The 3,183-nt window shown below is 61.0% G+C and carries 2 protein-coding genes; one reads left to right on the top strand and one right to left on the bottom strand.

Annotated elements, in window-relative coordinates:
- Positions 1–568 precede the first annotated feature (568 nt).
- Positions 569–1,627: a beta-keto acid cleavage family enzyme gene (locus AWB67_RS35620; RefSeq protein ID WP_087660584.1), complete on the top strand. Its 1,059-nt coding sequence runs from the start codon at positions 569–571 to the stop codon at positions 1,625–1,627.
- 264 nt (positions 1,628–1,891) lie between these two features.
- Here AWB67_RS35620 and AWB67_RS35615 read toward each other — a convergent pair whose 3' ends face one another.
- Entirely contained in the window at positions 1,892–2,893 is a 1,002-nt protein-coding gene (locus AWB67_RS35615; protein ID WP_087660583.1) for an AraC family transcriptional regulator, read from the bottom strand.
- Positions 2,894–3,183 lie beyond the last annotated feature (290 nt).

Here is a 3,183-nt window from a genome sequence, read left to right as displayed (position 1 = left end):
CCGACGAGATGGCGAGCCGCAGCGTCACCACCGGAGTGCTGCGCGCGGCCCTCCCGCGTGATCCCGCGAGTGGGCCGGGTACGCGCAGTTGCAAACTGCGCTTCCTTTGGCTGGCATCCGAGCGTCCGGAACGCATGGCATCACCGAGGGATCAAGATGGAAAGTGTCAGCGATATCCATGCAACCTGGTCGCGTTCGCGGCAGAACACGGGACGAACAGCGGACCTAATCGTTCATCACCTACTTCTTGTTTTGCCCGTCTACTCACCTCCAGCGCAATTCGAACCCGTTGCAGCGTGCGGCGCCGCAAACGAATGCGTCGGGCACTGGCATTAACGCGTAGTGGCGTCTAATCATAAAAAATTGTCACCTAAAACTAAACCGCCTTCCTGCATTGCCGTATCTTTCGCCTAACAGTTTCATCTTCTGTCGCGTCGAGGCGTTCCTGATGCGGAGGTGAAACGCCCGACCATTTATTGGGAAAAAGGGGGTCAACGGCTTTTCCGGCGACAGACCACTTAGCGCTCCCCGATTTGTTCCCCTCTCGAATTGCCTTTGGAGACCATGCATGAACTTTCTCGACGGTTCCCTCTACACCGAAAACCAGCAACCCCTAATCATCACGGCCGCGCCTTATGCGCCGTCATGGGTGCCCTCGGACTTTCCCGAAGACATCCCTGTCACGATGGAGCAGCAGATCCAGAAGGCAGTGGATTGCTACAACGCTGGCGCCACCGTGCTGCACCTGCACGTACGCGAACTTGACGGCAAAGGCAGCAAGCGCCTGTCGAAGTTCAACGAGCTGATCGCCGGCGTGCGCAATGCGGTGCCCGAGATGATTATTCAGGTGGGCGGCTCGATCAGCTTCGCGCCGGAGTCCGAAGGTGCGGCGGCCAAATGGCTCAGCGACGATACGCGCCACATGCTGGCCGAGCTCGATCCCAAACCCGACCAGGTCACGGTCACGATCAATACCTCGCAGATGAACGTCGTGGAACACTGGGAGGATGATGACGTCAAGGGCACCTCGATGGCGGACCCCGAAGTCTACAACGCCTACAAGGAGATGACAGTGCCGGCGCAGCCTGGCTGGGCCGAGGAGCACATCCGCCGCCTGAACGCGGCAGGCATCCAGAGCGCCTTCCAGTGCTACAACATCAACAGCTTCGAATCGGTTGAGCGGTTGATCCGGCGCGGCGTCTACAAGGGCCCATTGGTCATGAACTGGGTGGCCATCGGTGGCGGCATGGACGCACCGAATATCTACAACCTGGCCAACTTCGTGCGCGCCACGCCGGACGGTGCAGTGCTGACGGTGGAAAGCTCGATGCGCAACGTGCTGCCGGTCAACATGATGGGCATTGCGATGGGCCTGCACGTGCGCTGCGGTATCGAGGACAACATCTGGAATCAGGCGCGCACGAAGAGGATGAGCACTGTCGAGCAGATCGAGCAACTGGTGCGCATCTCACGCGAATTCGGCCGCAAGGTTGCAACCGCCCAGGAGGCGCGCGAGATCAGCAAGATCGGCGTGTTCTACGACACAGTCGAAGAGACCCTGCTGGCCAACGGCTTCGCGCCCAACCGCAAGGGCGCCACTCAGGGCTTCCTGCGAAAGGCCGTGTGAACACGCGAAGCGTGCGCTGGAGCCGCTGCCTCCCGCATCCAGAATGTGGTGTGGCCCGGTGACCCCGGGTGCACGCCAGAGCGATTAGGAGAACGCGGCGCGCGCCGTACCGATGCGGCCGATGCACGTCGCCAAGTGGAACGGGCGCCCCGTGTGGAAGCCGACCACGGCGTTCTCGATTCCGAGCATGCGCCAGTCTGCGCCGCAGACCAATAGGCATCGCTCAATCAGGCCCAGATCGGGCGAAGAACGCCGTTCAATTGTTCAATTCGTTTCCCTGTGACGCCAATCACGCGGCGTCATACCGAATCGTGAGACAAACCAGTTGGTGAACGACCCCTGTTGGTTATAGCCGAGCAGTGCCGCGACTCGCCCGATCGGATAACGCGGGTTGCTCATATAGCGCACGGCAAGTTCGCGCCGGACTTCCTCGACGAGTGCCGAGAAGCTGGTATCGGTCGATCTAAGCTGCCGCTGCATGGTGCGGACACTCAGATGCAAATGAAGGGCAACCAGCTCGATTGTGGCTTGCTCGACGGGCAGCAGCAGGTAGATCGCCTTGCGCACCTCCAGTGCGGTCGAATCTGCGCCCGGCACGTTCAGTGCAGTGACGAAGCTCTCGGCATATCGGACCAGCTCTGGGTCAGCAGCCGGATTCGGGTAGTCGAGATCGGCGGCCGCGCAAACGAGCCCATTGAAATCGCTGCCGAACTCCAGCGAACAGCCGAAGAAGCGCCGATGAAATGTCAGGTCTGCGTGCGCTGGGTGAGTGAAATGGACAGCCCGCGGTTTCCAGAAGTTGCCGAGCAGCGCACTGGAGTGGCGAGCCAGGATGCCCACTGCAAGTTCGATCGCCTGCCTGGTCGGCGTACCCGGATCGACGACGAGTTCCTCCCGGATGGTGACCGTTGCCCCGGCGTCCTCGACGTACACGGCCAGGGCTTCGTTGAGCAGATGCCGGAATTCGGCTGCGGCCAGCAACACATCGCGCAGCGTGCGCTTGTGCGCCAGCAGGACATTGACCACGCCGCTCCCGAATTTCTGCCGGGTTTCAGCCATTTGCAGTGCGAAAGTGGGGCACGACGCCTTTTCAGCCGTGAGTTCCAGCAACCGGCAGCACGCGGCGGCCGAGACGCGGTCATCCGGATTCGCTAGCACCGCGGGATCGATCCCGACCTGCTGCGCGAGATCGACCGGATTCAATCCATGCCGCCGCGTCACATCGAAATAGCCGCTCATGGCTATCGAGCGCAGCATCGTGTCCATCGCTTGTCCCTCCGCAGACTCCATTCGCGCGGCGTCATGCCTCCCGGTCGTGAGACACCCACCGTGCGCCCGCCTGTACCGGTGTTTACGCGGAGTGGCATCGATGGCTAAAACGATGGCGCCAAATCATAAAAGTGTAACGGATGATTACCGTATTGTGCGAGCACTGTTTTTCGTTTTCGCTACGACGATGCCGGGTTGCAAAGGTGGTGCTCCCGGCGCGCGCCGGGGAGGGTGAGGGGGAATTCATAATCGGACGTCTTTTGCTTCGGGAAGGACGACTGCCAATC

Source organism: Caballeronia terrestris, assembly GCF_001544515.1.
Taxonomy (GTDB): Bacteria; Pseudomonadota; Gammaproteobacteria; order Burkholderiales; family Burkholderiaceae; genus Caballeronia; species Caballeronia terrestris.
This window is presented reverse-complemented; position numbering and strand designations above follow the sequence as displayed.